The 25401-nt window shown below is 66.9% G+C and carries 26 protein-coding genes and 1 pseudogene; 6 read left to right on the forward strand and 21 right to left on the reverse strand.

The window, feature by feature from the left end:
• Positions 1 to 73: 73 nt before the first annotated feature.
• On the forward strand, positions 74 to 358 hold the full coding sequence (locus B1818_RS06255) for a GIY-YIG nuclease family protein (RefSeq protein ID WP_058251503.1): 285 nt from the start codon (positions 74 to 76) through the stop codon (positions 356 to 358).
• Positions 359 to 598: 240 nt separating this feature from the next.
• Here the strand turns inward: B1818_RS06255 and B1818_RS06260 are convergent, their stop codons facing one another.
• From B1818_RS06260 to B1818_RS06285, 6 genes are all read right to left on the reverse strand, one after another.
• On the reverse strand, positions 599 to 967 hold the full coding sequence (locus B1818_RS06260; RefSeq protein ID WP_078112189.1) for a Rieske (2Fe-2S) protein: 369 nt from the start codon (positions 965 to 967) through the stop codon (positions 599 to 601).
• Positions 964 to 3471: a nitrite reductase large subunit NirB gene (gene nirB / locus B1818_RS06265; RefSeq protein WP_058251505.1), complete on the reverse strand. Its 2508-nt coding sequence runs from the start codon at positions 3469 to 3471 to the stop codon at positions 964 to 966. Before nirB ends, B1818_RS06260 begins: the two co-directional genes overlap by 4 nt.
• The gene (locus B1818_RS06270) at positions 3471 to 3818 is read right to left on the reverse strand and encodes a hypothetical protein (protein ID WP_058251669.1); all 348 of its coding nucleotides are present in this window, start codon (positions 3816 to 3818) and stop codon (positions 3471 to 3473) included. Before B1818_RS06270 ends, nirB begins: the two co-directional genes overlap by 1 nt.
• Before the next feature lie 115 nt (positions 3819 to 3933).
• Positions 3934 to 4284, reverse strand: a complete 351-nt coding sequence (locus B1818_RS06275) for a DUF2834 domain-containing protein (RefSeq protein ID WP_058251506.1) — start codon at positions 4282 to 4284, stop codon at positions 3934 to 3936.
• A gap of 79 nt (positions 4285 to 4363) precedes the next feature.
• Positions 4364 to 5983, reverse strand: coding sequence for an FAD-dependent oxidoreductase (locus B1818_RS06280; protein WP_058251507.1), 1620 nt, complete (start codon positions 5981 to 5983; stop codon positions 4364 to 4366).
• Positions 5983 to 6906, reverse strand: coding sequence for a diiron oxygenase (locus B1818_RS06285; RefSeq protein WP_004020056.1), 924 nt, complete (start codon positions 6904 to 6906; stop codon positions 5983 to 5985). The genes B1818_RS06280 and B1818_RS06285 overlap by 1 nt, the downstream gene beginning before the upstream one ends.
• Before the next feature lie 193 nt (positions 6907 to 7099).
• Here B1818_RS06285 and B1818_RS06290 point away from each other — a divergent pair, with 193 nt between their 5' ends.
• Together B1818_RS06290 and B1818_RS06295 are read left to right on the forward strand one after the other, a co-directional pair.
• Positions 7100 to 7870, forward strand: a complete 771-nt coding sequence (locus B1818_RS06290; RefSeq protein WP_058251508.1) for an SDR family oxidoreductase — start codon at positions 7100 to 7102, stop codon at positions 7868 to 7870.
• A gap of 125 nt (positions 7871 to 7995) precedes the next feature.
• Entirely contained in the window at positions 7996 to 8919 is a 924-nt protein-coding gene (locus B1818_RS06295; protein ID WP_058251509.1) for a hypothetical protein, read from the forward strand.
• Between the two features lie 82 nt (positions 8920 to 9001).
• Here the strand turns inward: B1818_RS06295 and B1818_RS06300 are convergent, their stop codons facing one another.
• From B1818_RS06300 to B1818_RS06315, 4 genes are all read right to left on the reverse strand, one after another.
• A complete protein-coding gene (locus B1818_RS06300; protein WP_078112190.1) occupies positions 9002 to 9610 on the reverse strand; it encodes a trimeric intracellular cation channel family protein in 609 nt (202 codons plus the stop codon).
• Between the two features lie 118 nt (positions 9611 to 9728).
• Complete coding sequence (rpmF, locus tag B1818_RS06305; RefSeq protein WP_004020060.1) at positions 9729 to 9902, reverse strand: 50S ribosomal protein L32; 174 nt, start codon at positions 9900 to 9902, stop codon at positions 9729 to 9731.
• Positions 9903 to 10082: 180 nt separating this feature from the next.
• On the reverse strand, positions 10083 to 11033 hold the full coding sequence (locus tag B1818_RS24160) for a DUF4190 domain-containing protein (protein ID WP_058251510.1): 951 nt from the start codon (positions 11031 to 11033) through the stop codon (positions 10083 to 10085).
• A 151-nt stretch (positions 11034 to 11184) separates the two neighbouring features.
• The gene (locus B1818_RS06315) at positions 11185 to 11919 is read right to left on the reverse strand and encodes a DUF4190 domain-containing protein (RefSeq protein WP_058251511.1); all 735 of its coding nucleotides are present in this window, start codon (positions 11917 to 11919) and stop codon (positions 11185 to 11187) included.
• A 61-nt stretch (positions 11920 to 11980) separates the two neighbouring features.
• Between B1818_RS06315 and B1818_RS06320 the strand changes: the two genes are divergently transcribed.
• Positions 11981 to 12916, forward strand: coding sequence for an AEC family transporter (locus B1818_RS06320; RefSeq protein ID WP_058251512.1), 936 nt, complete (start codon positions 11981 to 11983; stop codon positions 12914 to 12916).
• Positions 12917 to 12922: 6 nt separating this feature from the next.
• On the opposite strand, the gene B1818_RS06325 is transcribed toward B1818_RS06320, so the two are convergent.
• Positions 12923 to 13561 (reverse strand): DUF1707 domain-containing protein, encoded by a 639-nt coding sequence (locus B1818_RS06325; RefSeq protein WP_175404315.1) that lies wholly within the window; start codon positions 13559 to 13561, stop codon positions 12923 to 12925.
• Positions 13562 to 13754: 193 nt separating this feature from the next.
• Between B1818_RS06325 and B1818_RS06330 the strand changes: the two genes are divergently transcribed.
• The gene (locus tag B1818_RS06330) at positions 13755 to 14453 is read left to right on the forward strand and encodes a hypothetical protein (RefSeq protein WP_058251513.1); all 699 of its coding nucleotides are present in this window, start codon (positions 13755 to 13757) and stop codon (positions 14451 to 14453) included.
• Positions 14454 to 14513: 60 nt separating this feature from the next.
• Here B1818_RS06330 and B1818_RS06335 read toward each other — a convergent pair whose 3' ends face one another.
• The 10 genes from B1818_RS06335 to B1818_RS06385 all read right to left on the reverse strand — a co-directional run bounded on the left by B1818_RS06335 (position 14514) and on the right by B1818_RS06385 (position 24570).
• Positions 14514 to 16517: a VWA domain-containing protein gene (locus B1818_RS06335; protein ID WP_058251514.1), complete on the reverse strand. Its 2004-nt coding sequence runs from the start codon at positions 16515 to 16517 to the stop codon at positions 14514 to 14516.
• Positions 16518 to 16659: 142 nt separating this feature from the next.
• Complete coding sequence (locus B1818_RS06340) at positions 16660 to 18138, reverse strand: sigma 54-interacting transcriptional regulator (RefSeq protein WP_078112191.1); 1479 nt, start codon at positions 18136 to 18138, stop codon at positions 16660 to 16662.
• Positions 18107 to 18715 (reverse strand): maleylpyruvate isomerase N-terminal domain-containing protein, encoded by a 609-nt coding sequence (locus B1818_RS06345; protein ID WP_078112192.1) that lies wholly within the window; start codon positions 18713 to 18715, stop codon positions 18107 to 18109. Before B1818_RS06345 ends, B1818_RS06340 begins: the two co-directional genes overlap by 32 nt.
• An 11-nt stretch (positions 18716 to 18726) precedes the next feature.
• A complete protein-coding gene (locus tag B1818_RS06350; RefSeq protein WP_058251516.1) occupies positions 18727 to 19221 on the reverse strand; it encodes an SRPBCC domain-containing protein in 495 nt (164 codons plus the stop codon).
• Entirely contained in the window at positions 19218 to 19613 is a 396-nt protein-coding gene (locus B1818_RS06355) for a helix-turn-helix transcriptional regulator (RefSeq protein ID WP_078112193.1), read from the reverse strand. The genes B1818_RS06350 and B1818_RS06355 overlap by 4 nt, the downstream gene beginning before the upstream one ends.
• Positions 19614 to 19790: 177 nt before the next feature.
• Positions 19791 to 20696, reverse strand: coding sequence for a TauD/TfdA family dioxygenase (locus tag B1818_RS06360; protein ID WP_058251518.1), 906 nt, complete (start codon positions 20694 to 20696; stop codon positions 19791 to 19793).
• Positions 20697 to 21031: 335 nt separating this feature from the next.
• Positions 21032 to 21874 carry an ABC transporter ATP-binding protein gene (locus tag B1818_RS06370; protein WP_078112195.1) on the reverse strand — a complete coding sequence of 281 codons (843 nt, stop codon included), beginning with the start codon at positions 21872 to 21874 and terminating at the stop codon, positions 21032 to 21034.
• Positions 21855 to 22928 (reverse strand): ABC transporter substrate-binding protein, encoded by a 1074-nt coding sequence (locus B1818_RS06375; RefSeq protein WP_078112224.1) that lies wholly within the window; start codon positions 22926 to 22928, stop codon positions 21855 to 21857. Before B1818_RS06375 ends, B1818_RS06370 begins: the two co-directional genes overlap by 20 nt.
• A 5-nt stretch (positions 22929 to 22933) precedes the next feature.
• Positions 22934 to 23800, reverse strand: a complete 867-nt coding sequence (locus tag B1818_RS06380) for an ABC transporter permease (protein WP_078112196.1) — start codon at positions 23798 to 23800, stop codon at positions 22934 to 22936.
• Between the two features lie 137 nt (positions 23801 to 23937).
• Positions 23938 to 24570 (reverse strand): hypothetical protein, encoded by a 633-nt coding sequence (locus B1818_RS06385; protein WP_078112197.1) that lies wholly within the window; start codon positions 24568 to 24570, stop codon positions 23938 to 23940.
• Between the two features lie 666 nt (positions 24571 to 25236).
• Between B1818_RS06385 and B1818_RS24375 the strand changes: the two are divergent.
• Positions 25237 to 25401 (forward strand): annotated as a pseudogene (locus B1818_RS24375) (HNH endonuclease); the annotation flags it as partial.

A 25401-nucleotide genomic window follows, 5' to 3' on the forward strand; every position in this document is an offset into this window, starting at 1 on the left:
GAGCTGCCGCGAACTCTCCACAGGCAGGGGTACATACGTTCCTCGGGCTGCCAGAATCTTCGACGATACTGCGATGGCATGGGTATACATCCTCGAGTGCGCGGACGGGAAGTACTACGTCGGAAGCACGCGAAACCTCGACAATCGGTTACGCCAACACAGCTCGGCGCAGGTTGGTTTCACTGCTCACCGCCAGCCGGTGAGGCTGGCGTGGTCGGTTGAACTGTCACTGGACGACGCCTACGCGATCGAGCGACGAATTCACGGCTGGTCTCGTGCGAAGAAGAAGGCACTGATCGACGGCGATATCGATCTACTGCGCGCCCGGGCAGGGCGCAGGGGCGGTCGACCACGCTGACATTGACACGAGGCTTCGTGAACAAACGTGCAGGAGGACTTTCAGTGCCGTCACCAGCCCTCCGTGGCTCGTAGCGATCGCTCCTCACAGATCAGGGTCTCCGGCCTGACGGCCGTCGTGGGCCACGAAAGACCACTCCTGGGCGCCTGAACCCATGTTCCTGAGGTGCGAGCGAAGCGAGCCACGAAGGGCTCCGCAACGCGTCTCACCAGGCCCTTCGTGGCTCGTCGCTATCGCTCCTCACACCTCAGGGAGCATTCGTTTGTCACTAACGCCCGCAGGAGCACCCAACCAGACGACGATGTCCCCGTCTCGGTCCTCGACGCGGTAGACGCCGATGGAGTCGATACCGTCCGAGGTGCATCGGCCATCGGCCAGTTCGAAGGCGTACTGGTGCAACGGACAGACGACCTTGCCCAGATCGAACTGACCGTCGGCGAGCGGTCCCCCGCGATGCGGGCAGACGGCGTCGGTGGCGCGCAGGGTCCCGTCGGTCAGGCGGAACACCGCGATCTGCCTGTCTTGCATCGCATATGCGCGGCTCTCGCCGACCTGCAGGTCTCCCAGTTGTCCCACGACGACGCCGGCGTCCGCCGACACACTGGTCATCGGACCGGCACCCGGGGCAGCGGCAGCAGCGGAAGCGCCGAGGTGAACTGCGCGGGCGATTTGGGTTCGGCGCGGTCCAGCCAGGGATCGACGTAGGCCTCGACCGCGGCGTCGATCCCCTCCTGCAACCCGGCGACCAGTCCGTCACGGTCGTCGACGATGATCGCGCGGAGTTCCTCGATGCCGATGCGCGGTACGAACGCGTACGTCCGCTCCAGCCACTTGCCCTGCTCGCGGTAGTACTGGATGAAGATGCCGCACAACCGGATCACCTCGTCGGCCGAATCCACGGTGGCCAGCAGGTCGCCCTTGCGGATGTGCGCGCCCGCGGCGCCACCGACGTAAATCTCCCACTTGCCGTCACCGATCGCGACCACGCCGAAGTCCTTGCACAGGGCCTCGGCGCAGTTGCGCGGGCACCCGGTCACCGCGAGCTTGAGCTTCGCCGGTGACTCCAGACCCTGGTAGCGCGTCTCGATGTCGATGCCGAGCTGCGTCGAGTCGCCGAGACCGAAACGGCAATAGTCGGTGCCGACACAGGTTTTGACCGTCCGGAAGCTCTTGCCGTACGCGTACCCCGACGGCATGCCGAGATCTTCCCAGACCTTCGGCAGGTCTTCCTTCTTCACGCCGAGCAGATCGAGTCGCTGCCCACCGGTCGCCTTGATCATCGGGATCGAGTACTTCTCCGCGACGTCGGCGATCTTGCGCAACTGCTCGGGTGAGGTCACCCCGCCCTTCATCTGCGGCACCACCGAGAAGGTACCGTCACGCTGGATGTTCGCGTGCACTCGGTCATTGACGAACAGTGCACCGGGTTCGCGCTTCCACGCCGAACCCCAGATGATCCGTAACAGTGAGGCGAGCGGCATCTTCGCCGTCGCGTCCTCGCCGTCGGGTGCGAGTTTGTCGAACACCTCGCTGACCGACCGCAGGTCCTGCCGTCGGATGGCGTCTATCAGTTCGGGTTTCGTCAGCGGGATGGCCGGGACGTACCAATCGGCGGACGCGTCGGCGGTGAGCTCGTCCCCCGCTGCGAGTTCGACGATGTCGGCGACGAGCCCCTTGCAGGAACCACATCCCTTGCCGGCGCGGGTCTTCGCGCACACCTCGCCGACGCTCGTGCACCCCGACGCCACGCAGGCCACGATGTCGCCCTTGGTGACCCCGTTGCAGTTGCACACCTGCACGTCGTCGGCGAGCTCGGCCGCCCCGGTCTCGGCGCTGGGGGTGCCCAGGTCGAACAGCATCGAGATGCGTTCGTCGGGAAGCGGTACCTTGTCGTCGAAGGCCTGCGTGAGGAAGTTGACCTTCGAGATGTCGCCCAGCAGCATCGCTCCGATGAGCTTGTTGTCACGGACCACGACGCTCTTGTAGACGCCGTTGCGTGGTTCGTAGAACTGGACGAATTCGTCGTCCTCGCGTTCCGGTCCCTTGACCCCCATGGCCGCGACGTCGACACCGGCGACCTTCAGCTTGGTGGTCAGTCGCGAACCGTGGTATTCGGCAGCCGGATTCGCGCCGGTGAGGACGTCGGCGAGCACGACCGCCTGCTCCCACAGCGGTGCGACGAGACCGTACACCTCGCTGCGGTGCTGCGCGCACTCCCCGACCGCGTAGATGAAGGCCTCGTCCTCGCAACGCATCTGGTCGTCGACGACGATGCCGCGCTCGACGACCAGACCTGCGCCGCGGGCGATCTCGACGTTGGGACGGATGCCGGCCGTCACCACGATCATGTCGGCGGGCAGCGAATCCCCGTCGGTGAAACCGACTCCCGCGACGGTCCCGTCGTCGTTGCGCAACACCGCCGTCGTCCGCTTGCCGGTGTGGACACCGACCCCCAGCGCCTCGATCTGGTTGCGCAGCACCTTGCCACCGCGCTCGTCGAGTTGCTGGTTCATCAGGTGCCCGGGCGAATGCACGACGTCGACGGCCACACCCTGGGTTTGCAGTCCGTACGCGGCTTCGAGTCCGAGCAACCCGCCGCCGATCACCACCGCGCGCACGTTGTCGCGCGACGCGGCCATCTGCAGCATGCCGTTCGTGTCCTCGATGGTGCGGAAGCCGAACACGCCGCGTGCGAGCCTGCCGTCGGACTCGCGAAGTCCGTCCATGTTGGGGAAGAACGTGTGGGACCCGGTCGCGATGATCAGCACGTCGAATTCGATGATCCGCCCGCTCGCGCAGCTCACCGTCTTGGCGAACCGGTCGATCGACTCGGCGCGATCACCGGAGTAAAGCGTGACGTCGTTCTCGCGGTACCACGCCATCGGGTTGAGCATCAGGTCGTCGTCGTCGACCGCGGTCTCCCCGGCCAGCACATGGCTGAGCATGATCCGGTTGTAGTTTCCGTACGGCTCGTCGCCGATCATGGTGATGGCGAACTGTTCCCGGCCGCCGCGGGAGATGATCTCCTCCACGGTGCGCGCGCCGGCCATGCCGTTGCCGACCACGACCAGCCGACGCGTGGGAACCGGTGGCGTCAGGTGCTCGTCGCCCATCAGAAGATGACCATCCCGAAGTCGACGACGACCTCACCGCTCGTGCCCTTCGGCGCGGCGAGGAGGAGCTCCAGGGTGGTGTCGGGTTCCACGTCTTCGACGACCCGCAACGGCACGTTGACCGACGACCTCGCGCCCATCGGGAACATCCGCATCGGCGTGCCGTCGCGAACCAGGGTCACGCAGATGAGTTCGTCGGAGCTGTTGCCGCCGCGAAAGTACAACGGCTGAGCAGTCATCCCGGGCGGGACGACGAAGGTCAGCGACGCATCGATCGGCCCCGGCTTCGACAGGCCCGAACCGGAAAACGCGTAGACACCCTGCAGGAATTGTGGAGTGCTCGACATTCCGCCACTATCCGCGAGGCGCATGAAATGCGACTTGCCTCGGTGTTACGGCGACGTTGTCTGGTTCTCACCGGCCCGGCCCGCCCGCGAGAGCGCCACCGAGCGCGCGGTTCCGCTACCGCGAACCCAGCGCACGCTCCCGGGCGAGGAAGAAGAACGGGATCGCGGTGGCGATGCCGACGCCGAAGGTCAGCACGACCGACGCCAGCCACCACGGCAGGATGCGCAGGCGGCGGGCCTCCGCGAGAGCCCACACATGGAAGCCGATGACGACGAACGTCAGGTCGACCATCGCGAACCGTCCGGGCGTCGTCTTCAGGATGTCCCCCACGAAGAAGTCCTTGACCGACCCCGGCCCGTTCTGTCGTACGTAGGGGATCGCGATGGCGTTCTGCGTGACCAGCGCGGACAGGAAGACGACGAACAACGATCGCTCTCGCCACTTCTGGTAGGAATCGGTGGTCATCAGGCCCTCCTCGACGTGTCGGAACCTCGATGGTGGCACGGCAGAGCGGCACCCCGGCCCGAAACCGGAGCGGTGGCCGTCAGGTCCGACGCCATCCCGCGGCGCCCACCATCTCGGCGACCTGGGTGAACTTCACACGGGGCCGGCCCTGTTCGAGGCCGCGACGCCGTTCGCGACGGTCGATGGCCCGCATCCCGCGGTAGCCGATCACCGTCCGGACGCGTGCGCGCACCAACGCACCGAAGGCTCCGGGCTCGCGTTCGGTCCGGGGCAGCCGGCCTGCCGCGGCGTCGGCGATGAAGTCCTCGACAGTCCGCGTCGCACACATCTTGTTGGCGCCGATGCCGCCGCTGGGTCCGCGCTTGGCCCAGCCGAGCACATATCCGCCCGGCACGATCGCACCTGTCTCGTCGACGAGGCGACCGTCGACGTTGCTGAAGACGCCGCGCGCGTCGTCGAAGGTGAGGCCGGGGATCGGGGTGGAGCGATAGCCGATCGAGCGCACCACGAGATCGGTGGCGACGTGGTGGCGCCCCTCCCCCGTGCGCACCGTGATCGACTCGACCTGCGAATCACCGGTGATCTCTTCGGGACTGCTGTGGAACAGGAACACGATCCGACGGCGCTTCGGGTCGGCGGGTTGACGGAACCGGGCGAGATCGGCACCTTCGGCGTCCTCGATCACCTCGACCTCGACGCCCGGGATCTCCGACAGCGCACGGTATTCGGCCGCGGTGTAGGCTGCGGACGCCTGGTCACGACGGCCCAGCAGCACCACTTCGTGTACGTTCTGCTCGGCGAGCAGCTCGAGCGCCCGGTCGGCGATGTCGGTGGTGGCCAACAAGTCCGGCGGGGACACGAGGATTCGCGCAACATCGAGGGCCACGTTGCCCGTACCGACCACAACCGCACGACCCGTCGCCGGGTCGTCGGCGGTTCCGCGGCGCAGCGGTGGCCCGGCATCGACACCGGGCACGCCGTTGTACCAGGCGACGAGATCGGTGGCCGACGTCGAACCCGGAAGGTCCTCGCCCGGGATACCCAGGCGCCGTGACTCACTGGCACCGACCGCGTAGAACACCGCGTCGAAATGCTCCGCGAGTTCGGCCGGGGTGATCTGGTCGGCGCCGTCCCCGATGGTCACGTTGGTCAGCATCGTGACGCGCGGGTCGCGGTAAAGCAGGTCGAACCCGCGGAGCACGCCCTTGGTGCCCGGGTGGTCCGGGGCGACGCCGGCGCGCACGAGCCCACCGGGAGTGGGGAGTTTGTCGATGACGGTGACCTGCGCCTCGGTGCGGTCGAGCAGCGTGCGCAGGGCGTAACCGCCGGAGGGACCCGTTCCGACCAGCGCGACCCGAAGTCCCGCAGGCAGTTTCGGCACCTCGGGATAGGTGATCGACGACGCGGAGTCGTCACCGATGGGCGCCCAGCCCGAGCGAACCTCCGGGTTGTTCTTGTAGTAGTCCGCGTTGATGTCGATGAAGACCTTGTCCCGGGTGCCGAGTTTGTCCGCCGGGTAGATGGCGTCGACGGGGCAGGCATCGGCGCATGCGCCGCAGTCGATGCACGCCTCGGGGTCGATGTGCAGGATGTCGGAGCTGCCGAAGCCGCGCTCCTCCGGTGTCGGATGGATGCAGTTGACCGGGCACACGGCCACGCATGCTGCGTCACTGCAACACGATTGGGTGATGACGAACATCAGAGCATGTGCGCTTTCCGGTAGTACCGCATGGCGGGCTTGGTCAGGAGTCCGACCTCGTCGAGGAATTCCATGAGGTGCGCGCAGCTGCTGCGGATCATCGAGTGGAAGTGCGAGTTGCTGCGCATCTCCCGGACCGCGCGGTCGACGTCGAGCCCGGCGTCGGCAAAGGCCTTGGGCTGCACCAGACTCGTCACGATGAAGTAGGCGCCGACGGCGACCGCGAACGCACTGAACTGGCGGCGCGCCCAGCTGACGCCCTCCAGCGAGTCACGCACCTCTTCGCGCGCGAACTTCATGTGGCGCGATTCCTCCAGCACATGGATCTCGTTGACCGTGCGGATGAAGTCGAGCACGCGGTCGTCGCGCATGCAGCCGCGCTGGAAGACGTCCAGGACCTCCTCGGCGACCAGGATGCCGGCGTAGGCGACCTCGTTCTTCGCGGTCTGCATGAAGATCTTGCCGAGGCGCGAGACCTTCTTCGACGGATGGTAGGAGGCGCCGACCATCTTTTCCGACGCCTTGGCGAACATCAACGAGTGTCGGCACTCGTCGGCGACCTCGGTGAGCGCGAACTGGAATTCCGAACCGTGGTAGTCGCCGAGGTACTGGTCGCGGATGACCATCTCCTGCAGGATCATCTCGAACCAGATCCCGATGTTCATGATCGAGGCGAACTCGTGGCGCGTCACCGAGATCCGCTGTTCCTCGGTGAGCTCGTCCCAGTACGCGGTCCCGTACAGCGACGACCATTCCGGACTGCACCCGTACTTGGTGGGGTCCATCGGCTTCGACCAGTCGATCTCGGTCATCGCGTTGCGCGACAGCCGGGCGGCCGACGCCAACAGCCGTGCCGAGACCTCCTCGGTGCCCTGGTCCCGGAGACTGATGACATTCTCGGATCGTTCCATCGCGGCGGTCATGGAGAACTCACTTCCCGGTCGTCGTCGATCGTGACAATGATCGATGTAATGACAATGCGTGTTGTCAAGATAGCACCGCCGTGTGACCGAGTAAACGAATCGACGAATATACTCACCGGTAAGTTCAGCGCCGAGGATCGTCCTCGCAGGTCAGCGGCGTCGAAGCCGTCCGTTCAGTTGCAAGGAGTCCTCCATGCCCTCCATCTTCATCACCGGCGGCGCTGCCGGAATCGGTCTCGCCACCGCGGAGCGTTTCGGCCGCGACGGGTGGACAGTCGGCGTCTACGACGTCGATGCCGACGCGCTGGCGAAGGTGAAGGCCGACCATCCCGACTTCATCACCGGCACCCTCGACGTCCGCGAGCCGGAGCAGTGGGCCGAAGCTCTCGCCGAGTTCACCTCGTACACCGGCGGCACACTCGACGTCCTCGACAACAATGCCGGCATCCTCCACGAGGGCCAGATCGACCACATCACGCCAGACCAGATCAAGCGGCAGATCGACATCGACGCCCTCGGCGTCGCGCTCGGCGCCCAGGCCGCATACCCGTACCTGAAGAAGACGCCGGGCGCGCACCTGGTGAACATCGGATCGGCGTCGGCGATCTACGGCCAGCCCGGCATCGCGGTCTACTCGGCGACCAAGTTCTTCGTCGCGGGCCTGACCGAGGCGCTCGAACTGGAATGGGAGCACGACGACATCCGCGTCGTCAGCATCTGGCCCCCGTGGGCGAAGACCGCCCTCGCCACCGGCGGCGCCAAGTCGACGAAGACCCTGGGCATCCGGATCACTCCCGAACAGGTCGCCGAGAAGATCTGGGAGTCGGTGCACCCGACCCGTCAGGACAAACTGCTGCACCGCACCAGCTACTCCGTCGGCGCGCAGACCCTGTTCCTGCAGAACGCCGCCAAGTTCATCCCGAACTTCCTGAACCGGGCAGTCAACAAGTACATCGCGCAGTAACCCCACCACCCGCAAACCCACCCCTTTTGCGTGAACCCACCACTCTCGAACCAGGTGGGTCTACGGAGAAGGGGTGGGTTTGTCGGAAGGTGGGTCCGGACGGCGCATTCGTGCGTCTGATTCGTATGGACCTACCCACCGACCCGCATGGCCTGATTCTCCGCAAAGAAACCGCCGGCACCCACATCAGTGATGAACAGTTGCAGCACATGGTCGGCAACAAGACCCTCGTGCGGCTCTGGCCGGGCGCGTTGGCCGACTTCACCGCGGTCAGCGAACTCCAGGCAGTCGAGAAGCACCGCTTGACCGTCATTGCTGCGGCAAGGGCTGGACGACCCGGTCGGATCTTCAGTCACACTTCGTCAGCTGCCATGCACAGGCTGCCGATGCTGTGGCCCGACCTGTCGCAGGTCCATGTGACGTCGCCGAAAGTCGGAAAACGGGCCAAGCACATCGTCAGACATCAGGCCACCGTCAAGCCGCAGGACATCGACGTCATCGACGGGGTCACGGTGACATCCATCGAGCGCACGGCATGTGATGTCGCCCGACTGGGAACCAACCGGCAGGCCCTCGCGGTGCTCGACGCCGCGCTTCGACGTGACGCCGATCCGGACCGAATGAGACAGATCCTCGACTCGTGCCGAGGATTCAAGGGGGTCGAGATGCTCCGCCGCGCGCTGGCACACGCGAACGCATCGTCGGAGAGCATCGGCGAATCCCTCAGTCGCGCAGTCATGCTCGAGTTCCCCGACCTGCCGATACCACGACAGCAGGTCAAGATCTTCGACGACCACGGCGTGTTCATCGCTCGCGTCGACTTCCTGCTGGCGAACAGGGTGATAGGCGAATTCGACGGCATGATCAAGTACAGCGGCGGCCTCGGCGACGAGCCCGCGTGGCAGACGGTGGTCGAAGAGAAGGCGCGTGAGGACCGGCTGCGCGCGCAGGGGTACACCGTCGTGCGGTGGACATGGCCGGACCTCGCCGACAAGGCGCGCTTCTACGCGCAGATCAAGAAAGCACTTCGACTCGGCGGCGTCGAGTGATCCGTAAACCCACCCCTTTTCCGTAGATCCACCGCGCTCGGACCGGGTGGGTTCACGGAGAAAGGGTGGGTTTGCGGCAAGGTCAGCGTCGTGCGGTCGGGAGCCGCAGCGCGAACCGAAGGCTCACCAGGCGCAGCGCGGTCGCGAAGACAGATCCGACGACGAGCCAGATCCAGTGTGCCGCCGAGGTGTACGTCGCGCCGACCGCGACGATGGCGGCACCGAGTACCGCGGGTACGGCGTAGAGGTCGGCGGGTGTGAGGAGGAGCGGGATCTCGTTCGAGATCATGTCGCGGAGCACGCCGCCACCCACCGCGGTGAGGAGCCCGACGGTCGTCGCGGCGAACGGGCTCGCCCCGACGTCGAGGGCGATGCTCGCACCCGTGGCCGCGAAGAGCCCCATCCCGAATGCGTCGAGCACGAGTATCGACCGGTGCAGTGCCGTGAAGGCGGGATGGAAGAAGAAGACGACGAGGCCGGCGACAGTTGCGGTGACGATGGGACCCCACCCGCTGATCGACGCGGGCGGGGTGATCCCCAGCAGGACGTCGCGCAATACGCCGCCGCCGACCCCGGTGAGCACGCCGACGGTGATGATCCCCCACATGTCGAAGTCCTTGCGGACCCCGAGCATCGCCCCCGACGCCGCGAACACCGCGATACCCGCGAAGTTGAGCACGTCGAACACCACGAGATCACCTCAATATCCAGGGACAGGCCAGTCGGTCAGCACGCGAATGACCGCCCCGGGCGAGCCAGGGGCGGTCATCGGTATGACAGTGCGGCGCCGGTACGGCGACCGAACGAGGCTAGCGACGATCCAGGTCGATGAGACCGGCGCGAGCCGCCTTGACCAGGCGACGCGGAATCCGCACGGGGACGCCGTTCACCTTCTCTTCTTGCAGTGCGGGGTTTTCCGCCTTCCACTGCGAACGACGGCTACGGGTGTTCGCCCGCGACATCCGGCGCTTCGGTACAGCCATGGTTGAGCCCTTCTCCTACTGTGGTCTGCGTGGCCGGTGGTGACGCCTGGCATCACTGGATCGGCCCCATCAGTGCACCCCTCGACCCGGCGCGGCCGCGGCACACAACCCGACCAGACTACCTGGCGAGGACGCCCGATTCCAAAATGGCCGATCCGCACGCGCCCGGGGTCGCCTACTTCAGAGGTAGCCCCACGGCGATCGGAGGTCGGTCAACGCGATGGCCACCCAGTATGCAACCCACACGACGATGATGAACGCCCCGATGATGACCGCGGTGAGCGCCACCCCATCACCGGTCTGCCTGCCACCCGACGCCGCGATCTGTCTCCGCGCGACGATGCCGAGCACCAGCCCGACGATGCCGCCGACCCCGACGCACAGGAGACCCAGCAGTGAGGCCGCCAGGGCGGCCACGGCCAGTTTGTTGGTCGACGGGCCATCGGCGTCGACGGGCCGGCCGCCTGCGGGGCGGGAGTCGGCGGAGGCCGATTCCGCGGATCGGGCATCACCGAGCGTGGCGAACGGTTGCCCGGACCGACCCGGGGGCGGACCCTGCGGAGGCTGACCGTACCCCGGCGGGGGTCCATATCCCGGCCGGCCGGGTCCGGGTTGCCCCTGACCCGGCGGTCCGTAACCCTGCGGCTGTCCGTATCCCTGCTGTCCGTATCCCTGCTGTCCGTATCCCTGCTGCTGACCGAAGCCCGGCCGGGGAGGTGGTGGGGCTTGTCCCGGTGGCGGTCCCGCCGGGGACCGCGTCGAGATCACGCGCGTGGCGTCGTAACCGGACGGGGCCGGGCCACCCGGACCCGGGTCCCCGGGGCCACTGGGCGCGGGTGGCGGCGGAACCGGCTGTGCAGCGGACGGATTCGACGGTCCACCGGTGCGGATGACCCGGGTGACACCGTCGGCCGGACTGTGCGACTCGGGAATCTCCGTGTCATCCGGTCCGGTCCCGGGTGTCGAGGTCACCGGCACCGAGTCCGGCACCTCGTCGGGGACCGCCGCCTTCTGGGTCGGTTCCCACGGCGACGGGTCGGTTGCCGAGGTGTCCGAAGGTGGGCCGGACGGTGGGGATTGCGGTGCCTGGGCCGGATCCGTCGGATCGCTACCCCCGGTCGGAGTGGTCATCGGATGCCTTTCACAAGCTGTGCCGCAGCGGGACAACGCGGGGAGATGCGTGCACGACCAACCGGCCGTGCATCACGCACAGCTTAGTGAGAAAGGGCTCCGAACTGGGCCGGAGTCGATGAACACGACCCCGGATCGGCCCGAAATTCGTTCAGTAGTAGTAGGTGGAGGAGCTCGTGTCGCCGGCGACGATCAGGACGATGAACAGAACGGTCCACACCACGCCACCGACGATGGCGAGCGCGCCGGTGATGATCCCCGCCAGGCCCATCCCCGAACCACTCTGCGTGCCACCGGACTGTTCGATGTCACGTCGCGCCATGAACCCCAGCACGACGGCCGCGATGCCGACCGGTATCGACAGGAAGAACGAGAAGAACAAGCAGGCGATCAGCGAGACGACGCCGACGATGCCACAGATCAAGGCCGCGATCGCCTTGCCGTTGGTCTTCTGCGGCGGCGCGTATCCGTAACCGCCGCCGTAGGGTGCCGCGCCGTAGGGGTTCTGCGACCCGTACGCGCCGCCGTACGCCGGCGCCTGGTAGGGATCGTTGACCTGACCGTAGGACCCACCCGGCGGCTGTGCGTAGGGATCCTGGCTCGGCGTCCCGTAGCCCTGGTTGCCGGCCGGCGATCCGTACGGACTCTGGCCGTACTGCTCCTGACCATACGGGTTCTGCCCGTAGACGTTCTGGCCGTAGGGGTCCGACGACGGACCCGGCTGGTAGGTCTGGCCGTACTCGGTCGGCGCGTACTCGGGTGCGGCACCCTGGCCCTGGTCACCCTTGGAGAGGTTGGGACCCGAGTTGCCCGAGGACCCCGAGCTCGGCACCGTACCCCAGTCGTCCTGGCCCTGGCCCGAGCCCTGTCCCGGTGGATAACTCACGCACAACCCCCATGTAGATCCGACACGATGTGTTCACCAGCCTAACGATTAGACTCAACCGGTGTCTGGCGTCATCTCCGGCTTCACGGTGATCTTCATTGTAGTCGGGGTGGGATATCTCCTCGGGCGCACGCGTGTCATCGGCGACCACGCCCACGAAGTCCTTTCCCGCCTGGTGTTCTTCGTCTTCACACCGGCGCTGCTGTTCCACTCCATGGTCACCTCCGATCTGTCGGTTGTCTTCTCGTCGACGCTGGTGATCGCGGGCGGCAGCGCGTTTCTGATCGGTGCGCTGTACGTCGTCGTCGCCAAACTGTGGTTTCGACGCGCGGTTCCCGAACTCGTGATCGGCGGCCTGTCGTCGTCGTATGTCAACAGCGTCAATCTGGGTCTTCCGATCGCGATCTTCGTTCTCGACGACGCGTCGTTCATCGCGCCGCTGCTGCTGTTCCAGATCCTGATCTACTCACCGATCGCGTTGCTCGCGCTGGATCTCACCGCGCTGGACCGGGATTCGGGAAGATCGCTGCTGCGGGACTCGCTCGTCGCGCCGATCACCAATCCGATCGTCGTCGGCGGACTCGCCGGTCTGTCGGTCTCGCTGATCGGCTGGAGCCCGCCCGCGGCCGTGATGTCCCCGGTGAAGATGCTCGGTGACGCCTCCGTGCCGGCGGCGCTGCTGGCATTCGGCCTGTCGCTCACCGGCGTCGCGGTGTTCAAGAAGGGTGCGAGCCCCCGCCGCGACATCGCACTGGCAAGCGTGCTGAAGATGATCGTCATGCCGCTGGCCGTCTACGCCATCGCCCGTTGGGGATTCGGGCAGACCGGTGAGGCGTTGTTCGCGCAGGTGATCATCGCGGCGTTGCCGACCGCGCAGAATGTCCTGGTGTACGCGACCCGTTACCGGCGCGGCCAGATCCTCGCCCGGGACACGGCACTGATCACGACGCTCACGTCGATACCCACCATCATGATCATCGCCCTGCTGCTCGCCTGAACTTCCTCAGTCGTCGGGCTCCTCCCGGGGCACGTACTTGACGTCGACGCCGCCCATCAGCGCCAGTCCGGTCACCCGTACCACTGGCGCGCCGGGCCGGGACGCCTTTCGCGACCGGCCGCTGAATCCGCCCATGATGCCCAGTCCCCCGATCTCGACGGTCACTCCGTCGGGCATCTTGATCTCGACCCCGCCCATGATCGCCACGCACTGGACCGTCAGCACCGGCGCGGTGAACTCCACCTCGCGAAGGTCCAGTTCGACCCCGCCCATGATGGCGGTGGCGGTGAGTTGATCGGCGACCACCGCCGTCCCGGACAGCTCGCTCCCGGACATGATGGCCAACCGGTGGCGGACGGCCGTGTCCGCGCTGCCGCCCGTCACCCGCGGGCCCGGAGACAGGCTGGCCGCAGGCATCGCGACGCCGAGTTGTGCCACCGGGAGGTCGTCGGTCAGGGCGTCGAGGTCACCAAAGGTCTTCGCGAGGACCGCTTTTCCGGCCCGCTCCTCGTACTCGACCGGGGACAGGCTGCCGTGCGCCATGGCGGCGGAGAGGATCTCGTGGACCAGTTCGCGGTCCGCATCCGCGGCGCGGAGTCGGGCACGCCGGTCGTCGGGCATCGGTGAATCGCCGGGTTGGGTCACGTCTGGAAACCCTAGTTGCCCGAGTCCGGCACGACCACCCTGATCTTTCCCCGGAGACGACCCCGAGGAGTCGTCGGGCCGGTACCTCGCATCGACGACCCCTCTGGCCAACTGCCCGACGAAAGACCCGGCCGAGCGGCATAATTCAACGAGTCCGGGCGGGACGGCCGACCGGCGTACATCGGAGGCGAAGATGAGCCAGCCCTACGATCCCGGGCAGCCCGGCGACGGCCGACCGGGACCGACGCCCTCGGGTTACCAGTCGCCGTACGGCCAATCGCATCCCCAGCAGCCGCCCTACCCGGACAGCGGGTACGCGCCGTCGGGCGGCTTCGGACAACCCGCCGCGTACGGCGGGTATCCACCGCCCCCTCCCCCGCGCAAGGACCGCGCCGGGATGCGACGGTGGGGCAAGATCCTGACCCTGCTCGGTGTGCTGATCCTGGTCCTGTCGGTCACCGTCGGGGTGGTCATGGCGATCGCCGGTATCGGGAACGTGGCCGACAAGGCGTTCGAGGTCAACCCCACCGCCGAGCAGTACTACGACGCCGGTGACGAGTTCCAGTTGTTCAGCAGCAGCAGCACGAACGGCGTACCCGCCTGCGAGATCACCGGTCCCGCTGCGCTGGCGTCGGGTACGAACTCGACGACCGAGTTCACCTTCGACGGTTCCGGGGTCGAATCGTTCGATTCGTTCGAGGTCGTGGAATCCGGCACCTACTCGTTCCAGTGCGATTCGCCGGCCGTCGTCGCATCCATCGACGCGTCCGGCATCCTCCGCGGCGTCGGCGGCGTGCTGCTGGCCGTTGTCGGCGGCGGTTTCGGCGGCCTGCTCGCACTGGTGGGCATCGTGCTCTGGATCATCGCCGGCCGAAAGCCGAAGACCGTCTGACATTCTCGCGCCGACACATTCGCGCCGACGTCGCCGCGGCGCTCATCGACGGGGCGTCGATCAGCCGCGCCGACGCCCCTTCCGGGCCCGCAGATAGTCGCCGACCACGGCGGCACCGAGACCGTCGACGTCCGGCGCCACCACGCGTCCGCCGATCCGGCGGGCGATCTGATCCATGAAGTGGGCCAGCCCGGGATCCTCGCCGAGACGGAAGAACGTGACCTGGGCGCCGATTCGCGCGACATGGTCGAGTTCCCGAACCGTCAGCGCGATGGTCTGCGGGTGCGGCGGATAGAAGAAGAACGGTTCCCCACTCGGATCGAGATGCGCGGTCGGCTCTCCGTCGGTGACCACCAGGACCACCGGCTGCGCATTCGGGAACCGCCGGAGGTGCCGCTGGGCGAGCAACAGTGCGTGATGCAGGTTGGTCCCCTGCTCCATCCGCGGTTGCAGACCGGTGAGCTCGGCGATGTCGATCGACCGCGCGTATCTTCCGAACGCGATGAGGTGGAGTTCGTCGCTGCGGAAGCGCGTGGAGATCAGATGATTCAGGGCGATCGCGGTGCGCTTCATCGGCGTCCACCGGCCCTCCATCTCCATCGAGAAGGACGTGTCCACGAGCAGGACCACCGCTGCCTGCGTACGGCTCTCGGTCTCCGAGACCTCGACGTCGCGGACGTCGATACGCACTCCCGATCGCGCCATCTCCGACGTCGCGAGCGACGGTTCGTGTGTCTCGGACACGGTGCGCAGCACCGCATTCGACACGGTCCGGGTGACGTCCCAGGGGTCGGTGTCGCCGAATTCCCACTCCCGGGAAGCGCCGGTAGGCTCGCCGAGCAGTCCGGTCTGGCGGGTCTGGCGATCGCCCCGGCGGCCCGACAGCTGCTCGGCGATGTCGCGGAAGATCGACTGACCGAGCTGGCGCATCGCTTTCGGACTCAGCCGGAGCTGACCGTCTGCGGTGCGGTCGAAGAAGCCTTGCTCGGACAGCGCCTTCTCGAGCTCGGCCAGCATTCTCGCGTCGACCGCCGCGTCGTCGCCGAGCTGCCGGGCGAGCGCGTCGAGATCGATGTCGTCCATCTGCGCGCCGGCATACTGCTGTGACAGCTGCTCGGAGAGCGCCTCGAGTTCGGAGATGTCGCGTAGTGCCGCGGCCCCCTCGCCCAGTCCCATCGGCTGGTCGCCGGAGAACGACTGCGCGTCGTCCCAGTCCAGACCCGGTCGAGCCGCCCGGAGCTGCGAATCCATCTGCGCCAGTTGGTTCATGAGGTCCGGCGACCCGAACGCCTGCTGCGCCAGCTGGTCGAGCTCGGCGCGCTGCTCAGGGGTCAGCGAGTTGTAGAACTGTTGGGCCGCGGCCGCGCGCTGGGCGAGGGAATCGATGAGTTCCTCGGTGTTGCGCGGGTTCTCCGGGAAGAACTCACCGTGCTTGGCCATGAACTCGTCGAATGCCTCGGTGGTGTCCTCGCCCCGGTTGTGCGCGGCGAGGAGCTCGTTGAGGTCGCCGAGCATCTCCGAGATCCGTTGCCGATCCTGCTCGTTCGCCCCCTCGAGCGCTTCCTTCATGCCGGCGAAGCGCTGGTCGAGCAACTCCCGGCCGAGCAGGTCCTTGATCTTGTCGTAGTCCTCACGCGCCTGCGGACTGCGCCAGTTGTACTCCGACAGCTCTTCGACGGCCTGGGCGGTCGACGGCGGCAGACTTCCGATCTGCATCTCGGCGAAGCGGGCGTCGTCGTCGAGATCGCGGGCGAGTTGCTTGCGCTCCTCGAGTACCGCACGGTCGAGGAGTTCACGGATCTCGGCGAAGGTGCCGTCGAGGTTGCGCTTCTTCAGCAGTTCCTGCCGGCGACGGTTGATCTGCTCGCGCAACTTGTCGAGTCCGCGCATGTTCGGTGTCCCGCGACGCAGCATCTCTCGGAGCGCCCGCTGCGGCGACGCGCCGGCCATGACATCGTCGCCGATCGTCTCCAACGCCTCGCGCAGATCGACCGGCGGCGCGAGCGGATCGGGTCCGCCGCTGTACCGCTGGTAGCGCGAACGGTGGAAGCTCTTGCGCGCCATGTGTTCTCCTCGTTTGTCGCGAACCCTTCGTGGCTCGTCGCTAACGCTCCTCGCACCTCAGGGAGCAAAGGCGGTTCCTGCACTCTCGCTCTCGCAGCGAGCCCCTGCCCCCTGAGGTGCGAGCGAAGCGAGCCACGAAGGGTCACCCGTAGATGGTCTGCCCGGTCTCGTCGGCCTCCTTGCCGATCCGACGGGCGAGGAAGAGTCCCTCGAGCGCGAGCTCGACCGCACTGGCACGCTCCCCGTCCGAGTCCGCTTCGAGGCGCTCGGCGATCTGGTCCAGAACGCCGGAGGTGGTGTCCGGCGACGGGATGGAACCCAGCAGGTCGTCGGCACGCACCCGGTCACCGGTGACCACCGGCTCGCCGTTCTCGAGGGCGGCGACGAGCGGCGCCATGTCGACGCCGCCGAGGTGGGCACGCACCGCGTCGGCGATGGACTTGCGCATCAGGTGCTCGAGGATCTCGAGTTCCCGGCCCTCTTCGCCGGACTCGAACTCGATCTTGCCGCGCAGCACCTCGATCACCGACTCGAGATCGACCACGCGTGCCACCGCCTGGTCCTCGCCCGTCACCGTCGCCCGGTGAAGCGCCGCGGCCGCAACGGTTTCGGCACCGGCGATCGAGAAGCGGGCGGAAACTCCCGATCGCTGGTCGATCGACGGGTGGTCACGGGCGTAGCGGGTGAACCGCGCCAGGATCTCGGTGATGAAGGTCGGGACGCTGGCGGTCAGATCCGCCTCCTGCTCGATCACCGACACCTCGTCGTCGAGCTCGAGCGGGTAGTGCGTCCGGATCTCGGCGCCGAAGCGATCCTTGAGCGGGGTGATGATCCGGCCGCGGTTGGTGTAGTCCTCGGGGTTGGCACTGGCCATCACCAGGACGTCGAGCGGCAGTCGCAGGGTGTACCCGCGGACCTGGATGTCGCGCTCCTCCATCACGTTCAGCATCGACACCTGGATGCGCTCGGCGAGGTCGGGCAGCTCGTTGATGGCCACGATGCCGCGGTGCGAGCGCGGGATGAGCCCGAAGTGGATCGTCTCCGGGTCGCCGAGGCTGCGACCCTCGGCGACCTTCATCGGGTCGATGTCACCGACGAGGTCGGCCACGGAGGTGTCCGGCGTGGCCAGCTTCTCGCTGTAGCGCTGCGAACGGTGACGCCACTCGATCGGCAGATCATCGAGCAGGTTGGCGGCCTTCCGAATCGACCCGGGGGTGATGGGTTCGTAGGGATGCTCGGCCAGCTCGGAACCCGCGATGACCGGCGTCCACTCGTCGAGGAGCCCGACGAGGGTGCGCAGGATGCGGGTCTTGCCCTGGCCGCGCTCGCCGAGCATGACGACGTCGTGGCCGGCGATCAGGGCCCGTTCCAACTGCGGGATGACCGTCGCCTCGAAGCCCACGATGCCCGGCCAGGGGTCGCGCCCCTCGCGGAGTGCGGACAGGAGGTTGTTGCGGATCTCGTCGCGCACACTGCGCTGCACGTGACCACTGGCACGCAGTTCACCCAGGGTTCGGGGTGACGGATGCCGGGTTTCGGTCAACTGGGAGCCATGCGTGGTGAAGTTGTCGTCTGGCACCTCATCGAGGCTACTCCGCGTTGTCGAGCGCGTGCTCGTCATCACTCCTCGTCGCCGGCGTCCACCGCGGGTCCCGGCCGATGAATCCCATGAGGCGACTCACCGGGTCGGCATCGGCGTCCACCTCGACCTTCGGACCGTACTGACCCGAACTGCGGAGGATGTCGTCGATGGACGCCATGCCCTCGAGCAGTTGTCCGGCGAATCCGGGGTCGAGGTCGGGGGTGACGCCCTGGGATCGGGCGAGATCCCACGTGTGCATGTACACGTCGGCGGTGTAGAACCGGTCGATTGCCTCGAAAAGTCGATGCTCGCCCGCCATCGGGTGGGTGAACGTGTCCTCGGCGGTCGGTCCGTCGAGGAGTGCCTGCACCGAGGCGGCGTGCTGTGACCACGCCCCGGCCGGATCGTCGGCGACAGCGGGTCCCGCGGGCAGGGCCACCCCACCGGCGGCGAGGAAGCCGGTGAACCAGTCGACGAGGTGGGCCACGACGTCGCGTACCACCCACCCGTCGACCGGCGTCGGCACCTCCCAGTCGCGGACGTCGGCGATGGCCTCCGCGAAGTCGGAGGCCACCTCTCGGTGACGCGACGATGCACCCAGTTCCGGCAGGGTCACGCCAGACACGATCAGATCTCGCCCTCGGTGAGCATGCGGTCGAGTGCGGCGTATCCCTCGTTCACGCCGACCTCCATGCCCGAGGCGAGCCAACCGTCGCGCGCTTCGAAGCTGTCGCACAGCGATTGGGCGTGGAGCCGCGTCGTGCCGTCGCCCAGATCCTCGAACCACAGGGTCTCCAGCGACACCGCATCGGGCATGCCGAGGAAGGTGAACGTCTGCACGATCTTGTCTTCGCCCACGGTGTGGAAGCACCCGCGGAATCCGAACTCCTGCCCCTCGTGGGTGGAGACATAGCTCCAGCTGCCGCCGTCGCGGACGTCCCACTCGATGACCCGGCTGCTGATCGCGTCCGGCCCGACCCACCGGACGAAGAGTTCGGGGTCGGTGTGGGCCTTCATCAGCTGCGCGGGCGTCCCGCGGAAGTCGCGGGTGATCCGGATCAGCGGCACCTCCTGATCGGCTTCGATGGCGGCCTCGGGATAGCGGGTCTGGGTTGCGGTCATGACACCTTTCCTTCCTTGTGGAGTGGTTGTTCGACCTCGGGGTCCGACACCGTCGGATGCTGGGCCTCGGGGCCGTCGTTCATCTCGGCGAGCAACGCGTCGAGGCGCTGGTAGCGCTCCTCCGCCCGCTTCCGGTACCGCTCGATCCATTTGGTCATGAGGTCGAACACCTCTGCTTCCAGATGGACCGGACGGGTTTGGGCCTCCCGGGTTCGGGTCACCAGGCCGGCGTCCTGCAGCACCTTCAGGTGCTTCGAGATGGCCTGGATGCTGACGTCGTACGGTTCGGCGAGTTGGCTGACCGTCGCATCCGAGACCGCCAGCCGCGCAACCATGTCGCGCCGCGTCGGGTCCGCGAGTGCGGCGAACACCTTGGACAACTCGTCTGCCATCCGACCTCCTCAACCGTTTGGTTGAATACGATGGTGCGCCGGATCGTCGACCTTGTCAACCCCTCGGTTGAATAAGCTGGTCCCGGCTCGTGTACGACGCACTGAGTGGCATACGAGAACTCCCACCGCCGGCCGGGTGGCCGATGGTGGGAGTTCGGGATCGTCGGGACGTCGCGGTCAGGCAGGTCCGATGGGCGCCTCGCCGCGCAGGGTGATCCGGTGCATCACCCGGCGGGCGTCGCCGTAGTCGCGGTTCGCGTAGTGCAGCGTGTTCCGGTTGTCCCAGAGGACGAGATCGCCGAGACGCCAACGGTGCCGGACGATGTGTTCGGGCTTGGTGAGGTGTGCGTAGAGCAGGTCCAGGATGCCGCGGCTCTCCGCCTCGGAGACGCCGTCGATGTGCGACGTGAAACCGGGATTGACGAACAACGACTTCCGGCCCGTCTCGGGATGGATGCGCACCACCGGATGGGTGACCGGCACCAGCTCGGTGACCTCCTCACCGTCCCAGGTGTTGCCGCGGCCGTTGCGTCGTTGCTTGAGGTAGTAACCGAATTCGCGGTTGCCGTCGTGTACCGCGCTGAGTCCGTCGATCATCCGCCGAACCGGTTCCGACAGCGACTGGTACGCGAGCTCGGCGTCCGCCCAGTTGGTGTCACCGCCGTTGCGCGGCAACACAACCGGACGCAGGATCGAGCCCATCGGCGGACGCGGCATGAAGGTGACATCGGTGTGCCACACGTCGGCGAAGCCGTTGTCGGCGCTGTCGAGCGAGTAGACCTCGCCGGGGACGTCGCCGCTGTTCCACACCGGATGCCCGAAGGTCAGGTCTCCCAGCCGATTTCCGAACCGGATGTGCGCCTCGTCGTCGAGGTGCTGATCGCGCAGGACGATGACCTTGTAGTCGATCAGCGCCCGGCGCAACGCGGACACCTGTGCGTCGGTGGCGGATGCGACATCGACGCCGCGGATCTCGGCACCGAAACTCGGGCCGAACTCGTCGATGTCGAATTCGACTCCGCCGGAGATGGTTCCGGCGTCAGGACGGTGCGTGGTGGCGACGGGGTGAGAGGTGGTGGTCATGAGGATTGTTCTCCAGGTCGATGAAGGCGGGGGTCGGAGCGGGGTGCGCCGGCGGCGAACCGTGGTGCGATCCGTCCGCCCAGTTCATCGAGTGGAGGGTGCCCTGGTGTGCGCTGATCGAGCCGAACGCGCCTCGCGTATTTCCGCTGGTTGAGCCGGCGAGGAGCGGAGCCGCCGGGCCGAGCAAGCGACGAAGGAGCGCGTCGAGGTCGACGAGCCGAGTCGAAGCCACTGCGGTGGCGGACGACGCTGGAACGGAGGACACCCCCACTTCCTAACCGGACGCCGCGCCACCGCACAGGGTTGAGCCCACGCTGAGGAAAAGGCCCGGCCGCTCATGCGACCGCGGCATCCTTCACCTCAGCATCTTTCACGGCGGCCTCCTTCACCGCGGCACCGATCTCGGCGCGCAGGGCGGCGTATTCGGGTGAACCGCGTAGTTCGTCGGGTTCGACGCCGGTGCGCGGCAACGTCGAGGTGAGGTCCAGTGCGACCTGTCCCGGTCGTTTGGTGAGCACGATGATCCGACTTCCCAGGAACGCTGCCTCGTCGGCGCTGTGGGTGACGAAGACGTTGGTGCGTCCGCTGTCCGCGCTCACCGCCCGCACATCCTCCTGCAACCGTTCCCGCGTGAGGGCGTCCAGCGCCGCGAACGGCTCGTCGAGCAGCAGCAACGGCGTATCGGCCGCCAGCGCACGGGCGATGGCCACCCGCTGCTGTTGCCCGCCGGAGATCTCCCAGATGCGCCGGCCGGCGGTGTCGTCCAGACCGACGCGTTCGAGGAGTTCGGCGCGGCGTGCCACCCGTTCGGATTTGGGGACCTTCGCGTACTTGAGCGCGAGATCGACGTTGCCGCCCACCGTCTTCCACGGGAACAGGCGCGGTTGCTGGAAGACGACTCCGGAGGTCACCCCGGGTACCGGGGCGCCTCCCGACACCTCCACCCTCCCCACCGTCGCGGGTTCGAACCCGGCGATGAGTCGCAGGAGGGTGGACTTGCCGCATCCGGACGCACCCACCAGCACCAGGAACTCGCCCGGCGGGACGTCCAGGTCGACCGGGCCGACCGCGGTCACGGCGTCCGCACCTGTCCCGTACCTCTGGGACACGTTGTGCAGACGGATCGAGACGCGTCGCCCCTCGGGTCGGTCCGGCGGACTACTGCTGTTCGAGGACACCCGGCAATCCCTCTGTGTAGATGGCCTCGCGGAAGGTCTCGATCGGCGGTGCGGCCGGGATCTGCTGCTGCTCGGCGAGGAACACCGCCGCGCTGTGTAGGTTCTCGGAGAGATTGCCCGGGTTGCCCTGGGTACCGAGCCACGTCGGACTGGTCAGCTCCGCGACGGTGAGGAAGGTGCCCTGCTTCAACTGGTTGGCCGCATCCTCCGGGGTCGTGCCCAGCTGTGCGGCGACGGCGTCGGCAGCGGCCTGCGGGTCGTCCTTGATGAGGGTGAGCGCGCGGGCCTGGACCTGCCGCCAGGTGTTCACGACCTCAGGGTTCGCCGTCGCGAATTCACTGGAGACCACACCGAGGTCGAGCGTGGGCTTGCCAGCGGTGGCCAATTGCCGGCTGGCGATGAGAGTCGTTCCGTCCTGGCGCAATTCGTCGAGCGTGGGCAGCCAGGTGTAGACCGCGTCGACGTCGCCGCGCTGCCAGGCCGCCAGCGAGGCCTGCGGCTGCAGATCGATCAGGTTCACGTCCTTCGGGTTCACGCCGGCCTGGTTCAGCGCGGCCAGCAGGCTGTAGTGGGCGGTCGAGGCGAACGCTGTCGCCACCCGCTTGCCCTTGAGATCGGCGACGGTCTCGATGCCGGTTCCGTTGCGCGCGACAAGGGCCTCGTTGTCGCCGGCGACGTCGAGCACGAAAGCCACCTGGTACGGGATGTTCAGCGGCGCGGACAGTCCACGGGCCACGGGGCTGGAGCCGATGGCGGCGAAGTCGACCTCTTTGGCGACGAACGCGGTGTTGATGTCGGCACCGGAGTCGAACTTGGTCCACTTGATGTTGTAGTCCGGCAGCGCTTCTTCGAGCCACCCGTTGTTCTTGACGATCAGGTCGCCGCTCGGGAACGACTGGTAGGCGAGCCGGATCGTCGGCTTGCTGTCGTCCCCGGAGTTGTCGACCGAGCAACCGGCGAGCACCAGCGCCACTGCGGCGATCATCCCGAGCACCGCACCGAAGCGCGACCGGCGCAGCCGGTACGAACCGGCCCTCTTGCGTGTGATTGTCATGTCTTTCAGGCCTTTCCGCGCCACGGCACCACTCGGTGCTCGATTGTTCGTAGGAGCCCGTCGATGATCAGTCCGGACAGACCGATGGCGATGATGCCGACCAGGACGACGGGGGTGTTGTTGTAGTTGCTGGCGTCCTTGACCACGCCACCGATTCCGGGGATGCCGTTGAACAGCTCGGCCGCGACCACGGAGGAATACGCGATGCCGACCGAAAGCCTTACGCCGGTGAAGGTCTCGGGCAGCGCCGACGGTACGACGACGTCGCGGATCACCTCGGACCGCGAGGCCCCGAGCGCGCGCGCCGCCTCGATGAGACTCACCGGCGCGGCACTGACGGCGGCGGTGGTCGCCACCGCCGCGGGCGGTAGCGCGGCCAATGCCAGCAGCGTGATCTTCGGCGCCTCGTCGATGCCGAGCCAGATGACCAACAGGAAGAAGTAGGCCAGCGGCGGTAGAGCGCGCAGGAACGTGAGCCACGGTTCCAGCAGGCGTCGGAACCACCCCACCGTTCCCATCGCCAGACCAAGCAGCACGCCGAGGATCACGCCGATCGCCACACCTGCGAAGACCCGGCGCAGCGTCATGTACAGGTGTTCCCACCAGTAATAGTCGGCATAGCCGCGGACTCCGTCGTGCGTCGTGGACATGTCGACAAAGGCCTGCCACACGGTGCCCAGGCGCGGCACGAAGGTCTCACTCCAGATCCCGCTGACGGCGACGACCTGCCACACGGCGGCGAACAGCACCACCGAGAGCAACGGGAGTCCCACCCGGGTCAACAGCGATCGCGCGCGAGACGAACCGCCGGGCGACGTGCGCTCCGCCCCACCACCCGCTTCGTCCGGGGTGATGTCCACAAACAAGGTCACCGTGCATGTCTAGACATCGCGAACCCCGGCGACCAGAGTTTTCCTCTCCGAGAGGAAAACTTACGCCGGATGCATACGGATCCGGCGCGATGTGCTTGTGGCGTGGGGTTTCGCTGGTCGCGTCCGTGGGAAGTTGCCTAGAACACGAACTGCGCGGCCACCTCGGCGACACCGGCCAGCGCGGACTGGACGCGAGCGTGTAGCGCGACTCCGGCGGCTGTCCATCCGGGTTCGTCGTCGAGGTCGGCGTCGTGTGGACGCGCGTTCCACACGTCGTTCCACTCGGTGAGCTCCGCTGCCAGCTCGGGGTCGAGGCCCAGGCGCAATGGGTCGGCGGGGTAGTTCTCGGTGAAGCTCTCCCAGAGTGGTCCGGCGCTCCACTCGGGGAACATGCGGATGAGCCGCAGGCCGTCGGGAAGCACCACAGGTCGGGATTGTGCGGAGCGGGAGGCGAGATATCGCAGCTGCATCTCGGCTCGCCCTGCCCGCTCGACCCGTGTTCGAGCGGGCTCCCGATAGTCGTACCCCGACAGCCACACCAATCGCTCATGGTCGGCTCGATCGTCGACGACGACAGCGAGCGACCACAACTTGCCCTGATCGGTGAAGAAGTAATCGGCGTCCGAGATCACCGTCGTCACATCACATCCGGAGTAGTCGAGGACCTCCGCGCGGTAGCCGGCCCCGTCGTACTCGAAACCGAAGAGTCTCAACGGTGTCTCGTCACCGGCGTCATCGCCACCCGACCGCGCTGTGTTGCTGTTCGTCATCTCTTCACACCCCCGATCGGTGAGCATCTCACACACATCCAGCCGCCCTAAGCGACAAACCCTTGCGACCGAGGTGCACGACAAGACGCCTGCGCGTCCGAGGTGCGGGAAGCGTACGCATGCTTCCTGATCCGAAAGAACCGCAAACCCCTGGTCCCTGAGGTGCGAGGAGCGCAAGCCGCCGGGCCGAGCAAGCGACGAAGGAGCGCGTCGAGGTCGACGAGCCACGAAGGGCCCTGATGAGGCACCTTGCGAGCCCTTCGTGGCTCGCTTCGCTCGCACCTCAGCAAGCAGAAGTCTGGACGCTCACGAGTGTTTTTCGTAGTCCACAACGGCCGCCAGGCCGTACTTACTGAGGTGCAAGAAACGAACCCTCCCCCGCTCCCCGAGACGGGAGAAGCGCAAGCACCGACCCCCTCCGTCCCCCGAGGCGCGACGAGCGCAAGCGACGAGCCTCGAAGGGGTCTACACCCCAGGCCGAACTCAAAACCGCTCGCAATCAGGCCGATCGAACGTGAACCGAAATGCGGGACGAGTGTGACTGGAGTACACCTTGTCAACAATCCACGCCCACCCAACGCGAATCGACGCACAGACGACGAAATATGCTGCACAGTCGATGAATTCGTGGTTCTCGGCCTGTGGAATTCCCTCGAAATCGAACGAATGTTCCGGTACCTTGGAGTCATGCCCGAGCTCGCCACCCTCCTCGATCAGCTCATCGAAACCACCCCACCCGCCGACGACCCAACCAGCAGAGCAACATTCGACGCCCTCGAGACGCTGCGCTTGATCCGCAACACCGTCGACCACCAGATCGTCACCCACACA

The organism is Gordonia sp. IITR100, assembly GCF_002009645.1.
Lineage (GTDB): Bacteria > Actinomycetota > Actinomycetes > Mycobacteriales > Mycobacteriaceae > Gordonia > Gordonia hongkongensis.

What these genes read in the sequence shown, in the direction of transcription:
- B1818_RS06270 (WP_058251669.1), bottom strand. Translation starts at nt 3,818, where the DNA reads ATGTCGAGCACTCCACAATTCCTGCAGGGTGTCTACGCGTTTTCCGGT.
- rpmF (WP_004020060.1), bottom strand. Translation starts at nt 9,902, where the DNA reads ATGGCTGTACCGAAGCGCCGGATGTCGCGGGCGAACACCCGTAGCCGT.
- B1818_RS06330 (WP_058251513.1), top strand. Translation starts at nt 13,755, where the DNA reads ATGAGCCAGCCCTACGATCCCGGGCAGCCCGGCGACGGCCGACCGGGA.
- nirB (WP_058251505.1), bottom strand. Translation starts at nt 3,471, where the DNA reads ATGGGCGACGAGCACCTGACGCCACCGGTTCCCACGCGTCGGCTGGTC.
- B1818_RS06335 (WP_058251514.1), bottom strand. Translation starts at nt 16,517, where the DNA reads ATGGCGCGCAAGAGCTTCCACCGTTCGCGCTACCAGCGGTACAGCGGC.
- B1818_RS06275 (WP_058251506.1), bottom strand. Translation starts at nt 4,284, where the DNA reads ATGACCACCGATTCCTACCAGAAGTGGCGAGAGCGATCGTTGTTCGTC.
- B1818_RS06375 (WP_078112224.1), bottom strand. Translation starts at nt 22,928, where the DNA reads ATGACAATCACACGCAAGAGGGCCGGTTCGTACCGGCTGCGCCGGTCG.
- B1818_RS06350 (WP_058251516.1), bottom strand. Translation starts at nt 19,221, where the DNA reads ATGACCGCAACCCAGACCCGCTATCCCGAGGCCGCCATCGAAGCCGAT.
- B1818_RS24160 (WP_058251510.1), bottom strand. Translation starts at nt 11,033, where the DNA reads ATGACCACTCCGACCGGGGGTAGCGATCCGACGGATCCGGCCCAGGCA.
- B1818_RS06260 (WP_078112189.1), bottom strand. Translation starts at nt 967, where the DNA reads ATGACCAGTGTGTCGGCGGACGCCGGCGTCGTCGTGGGACAACTGGGA.
- B1818_RS06360 (WP_058251518.1), bottom strand. Translation starts at nt 20,696, where the DNA reads ATGACCACCACCTCTCACCCCGTCGCCACCACGCACCGTCCTGACGCC.
- B1818_RS06255 (WP_058251503.1), top strand. Translation starts at nt 74, where the DNA reads ATGGCATGGGTATACATCCTCGAGTGCGCGGACGGGAAGTACTACGTC.
- B1818_RS06295 (WP_058251509.1), top strand. Translation starts at nt 7,996, where the DNA reads ATGGACCTACCCACCGACCCGCATGGCCTGATTCTCCGCAAAGAAACC.
- B1818_RS06385 (WP_078112197.1), bottom strand. Translation starts at nt 24,570, where the DNA reads ATGACGAACAGCAACACAGCGCGGTCGGGTGGCGATGACGCCGGTGAC.
- B1818_RS06355 (WP_078112193.1), bottom strand. Translation starts at nt 19,613, where the DNA reads ATGGCAGACGAGTTGTCCAAGGTGTTCGCCGCACTCGCGGACCCGACG.
- B1818_RS06290 (WP_058251508.1), top strand. Translation starts at nt 7,100, where the DNA reads ATGCCCTCCATCTTCATCACCGGCGGCGCTGCCGGAATCGGTCTCGCC.
- B1818_RS06280 (WP_058251507.1), bottom strand. Translation starts at nt 5,983, where the DNA reads ATGTTCGTCATCACCCAATCGTGTTGCAGTGACGCAGCATGCGTGGCC.
- B1818_RS06285 (WP_004020056.1), bottom strand. Translation starts at nt 6,906, where the DNA reads ATGACCGCCGCGATGGAACGATCCGAGAATGTCATCAGTCTCCGGGAC.
- B1818_RS06340 (WP_078112191.1), bottom strand. Translation starts at nt 18,138, where the DNA reads ATGACGAGCACGCGCTCGACAACGCGGAGTAGCCTCGATGAGGTGCCA.